At 68.4% G+C, this 5,018-nt stretch carries 5 protein-coding genes; 3 read left to right on the top strand and 2 right to left on the bottom strand.

Annotation, left to right across the window (positions count from 1 at the left end):
* The coding region (locus J7E68_RS13815; RefSeq protein WP_215173495.1) for an RtcB family protein at window positions 1–771 on the top strand (771 nt) is incomplete at its 5' end.
* Between the two features lie 160 nt (window positions 772–931).
* Entirely contained in the window at window positions 932–1,243 is a 312-nt protein-coding gene (locus J7E68_RS13810) for a hypothetical protein (RefSeq protein WP_251048987.1), read from the top strand.
* Between the two features lie 9 nt (window positions 1,244–1,252).
* Here J7E68_RS13810 and J7E68_RS13805 read toward each other — a convergent pair whose 3' ends face one another.
* Together J7E68_RS13805 and J7E68_RS13800 are read right to left on the bottom strand one after the other, a co-directional pair.
* Window positions 1,253–2,707, bottom strand: coding sequence for an MFS transporter (locus J7E68_RS13805; protein WP_215173493.1), 1,455 nt, complete (start codon window positions 2,705–2,707; stop codon window positions 1,253–1,255).
* A 58-nt stretch (window positions 2,708–2,765) separates the two neighbouring features.
* Window positions 2,766–4,109: a M20/M25/M40 family metallo-hydrolase gene (locus J7E68_RS13800; protein ID WP_215173497.1), complete on the bottom strand. Its 1,344-nt coding sequence runs from the start codon at window positions 4,107–4,109 to the stop codon at window positions 2,766–2,768.
* Window positions 4,110–4,249: 140 nt separating this feature from the next.
* Between J7E68_RS13800 and J7E68_RS13795 the strand changes: the two genes are divergently transcribed.
* Window positions 4,250–5,018: FUSC family protein (locus tag J7E68_RS13795; protein ID WP_215173491.1), on the top strand; the 769-nt coding region annotated here is incomplete at its 3' end.

The following is a 5,018-nucleotide window of genomic DNA, read 5'->3' as shown; positions in this document are numbered from 1 at the left end:
CCTGAGTCGTACGCGAAGAACTGGCGGCTGCAGCTCGGAACGCTCGGCTCGGGCAACCACTTCATCGAGGTGTCGGTCGACGAGCTCGACCGGGTGTGGCTGTTCCTGCACTCCGGATCGCGCGGCGTCGGCAACCGGATCGCCGGCCACCACATCGCCGTCGCTCAGAGACTGGCGAAGCAGTGGTGGATCGATCTTCCCGATCCCGACCTGGCGTACCTCGTCGAGGGCACTCCCGAGTTCACGCGGTACATACGCGAACTGCGGTGGGCACAGCACTTCGCCCTGCTCAACCGCGAGGAGATGATGGACAGGGTCGCACGCCAGGTCTCGGAGTTCCTCGGCACACCGGTCGACGAGCAGGAGCGCATCAACTGCCATCACAACTTCACCGAGTCGGAGAAGCACTACGGCACACAGGTGTGGGTGTCGAGGAAGGGCGCGATCCAGGCGGATGCCGGCCGCCCGGGCCTCATCCCCGGGTCGATGGGAACCGCGTCGTACGTCGTCGAGGGCCTCGGCGATCCGCAGTCGCTGAACTCCTCGCCCCACGGCGCCGGTCGCGAGTACTCGCGGTCGGCGGCGCGGCGCACCTTCTCGCACGAGCAGCTGCGGGAGGCGATGGGCGGCATCGAGTTCCGCGACACGAGCGCCTTCATCGATGAGATCCCGCAGGCGTACAAGCCGATCGATCGGGTCATGGCGGATGCCGCGAGCCTGGTGTCGATCCGGCACACGCTGCGGCAGCTCGTCAACGTGAAGGGCGACTGAGCAGTAGCAGGGGGCCGGCGGACGACGTCCGCCGGCCGCCGGCCGCTTCTGCACATCCGCCCTGTCGCACCGTTTCTCCTCGAAAGACGGGATGGCGGAATACAACGGGCCGATTCCGATCCCCGTCCTGGAACGATGCGAAGATGACACGGTGCACCTCATGAACGACGCTCAGATCTGGACGATGATCGGCTCGTTCACTGCGCTCATGCTCAGCATGATGACCGTCGTCTCGACGCTCTTCATCCGCGTCGTCCGGGCCGAGATCAGCGGACTCCGCGGCGAGGTAGGCGGGCTCCGCGGTGAGATGAATGCCCAGATCGGCGGACTCCGCGGCGAGATGAACGCCCAGATCGGCGGACTTCGCAACGAGATGAACGCCCGCTTCGATGCCGTGAACACGCGCATAGACGGACTCGACCGCGACATGCAGGCCGTCGTCAAGCGTTCCTTCGGCCTCGACCGCGACTGACGTCGATCCTCAGACGATGGGCGCGGCGACCGCCTCGGCATCCGTCCGGTCGGTGAAAGCCTCTTTCGGGACGAAGACGAGGATCGCGGCGGCGATGAGTGCCGTCACCCCGCAGACGACCCAGACGGTGATGTACCCGGCGAAGGATCCGGCGGTGCCCTCCACCGCTCCGCTCACACCGTTCAACAGAGCGATGCCGAAGATGCACGAGGCGATCGCCCCGCCGACCGTCTTGACCGAGTTCGTGAGCCCGGTCGCGACACCCGTCTGCGTCGCGGGAGCCGCCGACGCGGCTGCCGCAGGAAGCGCTGCCACGAGCGCCCCGGATCCGAGCCCGACGACGACCATGTTCGTCACGACCTGCAGATACGAATCGTGGAACGGCAGGAACAGCAGGAACCCGATCCCCACGAGCAGCGACGCGCCCATCAGGGTGACTCGCGGGGTGAGCAGTCGAGCGATGAGCGGGAACAGAAGCGCTCCGGCGATCATCGCGATCAGATACAGGCCGATGATCAGCGACGTCGCGAAGCCCGTCGTTCCGAGCCCGTATCCGTAGACGCCAGGGTCGGTGCGAGCGAAGGTCGACAGCGGCGCCTGGGCGCCGAGCACGCTGACCCCGAACAGTCCGGCTGTCAGGAACACCGGGCCCAGCGCCGGAGAGCGGAACATGCGCACGTCGATCAGCGGGTCGTCGCAGCGGAGCTCCCAGATCACGAACGGGATCACGAGCAGGATGCCGAGGATCACGACGGCCCACGACCACGGGTTCACCAGCCCGCCCTCGAGGCGCAGCAGGCTGAGGCCCCCGGTGAAGCAGATGAGCGCCATCGAGATCAGCACGACGCCGACAGTGTCGAACACGCCACCGGTCGGATCCGGAGACTCCTTCACCCCGAACAGGATCACGAAGAAGCAGACGACGATGAGGATGGCGGGGATGAGCAGCACGACGGTCAGCGGCAGCACGTCGATGAGCGCGCCGCCGACCAGGGCGCCGATGATCGCGCCGCCCTCGAGTGCCGCGACCAGGAGGCCTGCGGCCTTCGCCGTGATCGACGAGCGCCCCTCCATGCGACGCGAGCGCGACCAGATGAGAGCGATCTCCAGCGGCAGCCAGACGACATAGAACCCCATGAGGGTCCACCCGATCAGGAACACCGGGAACGAGTCGGTGAACGGCAGCACGAGCGCGGCGGCAGCGGTGAGCGCGGTCGAGATCAGCAGCATCCGCTTGTGGCCGACCATGTCGCCGAGCTTCGCGAACGCCGGCACGACGAGCGCCGACAGCATGAGCTGCGTGCCCTCGAGCCAGTTCACATCGGCGTCGTGGATGCCCAGGTGCCGAGCGATGTCGGTGAGCATGGGTGTGTAGTACCCCTGCAGGACACCGCTGGTGAACTCGACGAAGGCGAGGAAGCCGACGACGGTGGCGAGGGTTCCCAGAGTGCGGGTGCGCGTCATCGCGGCTCCTCGGTGAAAAGGCTGATCCGGGCGCTGCGACGCCCGGGGAAGGGTGAGATCACACTATCCGCTCGAGGAGGGCGCGATGGAACCGCTCTCCTCGCTCGAGGGCCGCGATCTCGACGTTCTCGTCGACACCGTGGATCGAGGCCCGCTGCGCGTTCGACATGTCCAGCGGCGCGAAGCGGTAGACGGCGGGCGCGAAGCGGTGGAAATGGCGCGAGTCCGTCGCGGCCATCATGACGTAGGGCACGGCGACGACGCCGGGATGCGAGACCGCGAGAGCATCGGCCAGCAGAGCGAACTGCGCGTTGTCCGTCGCAGACTCGGGCGAGGGCTCGCTGGCTTCGTCGACCCTCACCGACACCAGCGGGTCCCGGATGCGCCGACGCACCCGCAGCACTGCCTGCTGCGTGGTCTCCCCCAGCGCGATGCGCAGATTCACTGTCGCCGAAGCCTGCGAGGGCAGGACGTTCGCGGCTGTTCCGCCCGACTGCATCGTCGGAGCGACGGTGGTGCGCACGAGCGCCGCCGGTTCGCCGCCGAGGGCTGCGAAGAGCTGCCCGGTGAGGAACGGCGCGGAACCGAGCAACCGCAGCAGGTGCCGGGCGGGGCCGGGCGTCTGAGCGCCGAGTTGCAACAGCATCCGTCCGATCGCCTTCGAGGGGCGCGGTCGGAAGGTCGTCGGACCCAGCCGATCGACGGCTCGCGCCACGCGTCGCACCGCTGTGAGCGAAGGGGGCGCCGACGCCTGGCCGCCCTCGCCACGCGCCGAGAGGGTGAGCGTCATGACGCCCTTCTCGCCGACTCCGATCATCGCGGCTCTCCCCGGGACGAAAGGCAGAGGCGCATCGACGACCGCACCACCCTCGTCGACGACGAGCCACGGCACGATGCCACGCTCGCGGAGCACCCGCGCGATCTCCTCGGCAGCGCGCCCGTAGGTCTCCTCGTTGCCGCCGAAGGAGAGATAGACGTCGCGCGCAGGAACGAAGTCGGCGGCGAGCAGGTTCTCGACCGCCTCCAGGACGACGATCAGCGGTCCCTTGTCGTCGAGCGCGCCGCGGCCGTAGACGGTGCCGTCGGCGATGACACCGGCGAACGGCGGGTGCGTCCACGCGTCGCTCTCATCGACCGGAACCACGTCGTAGTGCGCCATCAGCACGACGGGTCCGGCGGCGGGGTCTGCGCTGCCTGACCAATGGAAGAGCAGCCCGAAATCGGTGTGGCGCTCGAGCCTCAGCTTCTCGTGGACGAGCGGGTAGAGGTCGGCGATCAGCGTGACGAACTCTTCGAACGGCCCGGTTCCGCGCTCCTCGAGCTCGGCCGAGACCGTCGGCAACCGGATCATCCGCGAGAGACGATCGGCGATTCCGGGGCGAGGTTCGGTCACGTCGGCCATCGTATCGCCGGGCATCCCTGTCGCCATCGACACTCCGGGCGCAGTTCAGGCCGTCTGCCGCGTGGTCCCGCGGCACCTACTGCGACCCGAACGACTCCTCCGTGTCACGCGGGGCGCCGACGCCGCGAGACAATTGAGAGATGAGCCTGTTCGCCCTCGCCCCGAAGCGCGGACCGCGCTGGCACCTGGCTACGCAGGCCGCTCTCGGAATCGCCGTGCCGATCGCGGTCATGACCCTGCTCGGCGAGCCCTCGCTCGGCTATATCGCCGCATCCGGTGCGTTCACCGTGCTGTTCGCCGGTACCGCGCCCGTCATCGACCGAGCGAGGATCCTGCCGTTCGTCGCTCTGGGCCTGATCATCAGCGCCGCGCTCGGCGTGGTCGTCTCAGCGAACGCCTGGCTCGTGAGCATCGGAGTCGTCGTGGTGGCGATCGTCAGCGCGGTCCTGGCATTCGGGTTCCGCCTCGGCCCTCCCGGTCCTCTGTTCTTCGTGCTGGTGTTCGGCCTCTCGGCCCATGTGGCCGTGAGCTCGCCGATCGCGCCGATCGTCTACATCGCAGCGCTCGCCGCGGGTTGCGCGTTCTCCTATCTCGTCGCGATGGTGCCCCTGCTTCTCCCCCGCACACGATCCGTCGCCGCCACACCGCTGCGCGAACTGCTGCCCGGGCCCACCTTCACCGCCGATTCGCGGATGCTGGTGATCCGGGTCGCGATCGTCGCGGTCATCGGCGTGCTGCTGGGGCTCGTGATCGACCCCACTCGGACGTACTGGATCGTCGGATCCGCGGTCGCGGTCATCGGCGTCGCCGCCGCCCGACGCGCGGCGGTGCAGCGTGGGGTCCACCGCATGCTCGGCACCGTGGTCGGTGCGGGGCTGTACGCGCTGCTGGCACTGCTGCATCCGTCCG

The sequence above is a fragment of the Microbacterium sp. ISL-103 genome (assembly GCF_018613995.1).
Lineage (GTDB): Bacteria > Actinomycetota > Actinomycetes > Actinomycetales > Microbacteriaceae > Microbacterium.
This window is presented reverse-complemented; position numbering and strand designations above follow the sequence as displayed.

Coding starts and splice junctions, on each gene's coding strand:
- J7E68_RS13800 (WP_215173497.1), bottom strand. CDS start 4,109: ATGGCCGACGTGACCGAACCTCGCCCCGGAATCGCCGATCGTCTCTCG.
- J7E68_RS13810 (WP_251048987.1), top strand. CDS start 932: ATGAACGACGCTCAGATCTGGACGATGATCGGCTCGTTCACTGCGCTC.
- J7E68_RS13805 (WP_215173493.1), bottom strand. CDS start 2,707: ATGACGCGCACCCGCACTCTGGGAACCCTCGCCACCGTCGTCGGCTTC.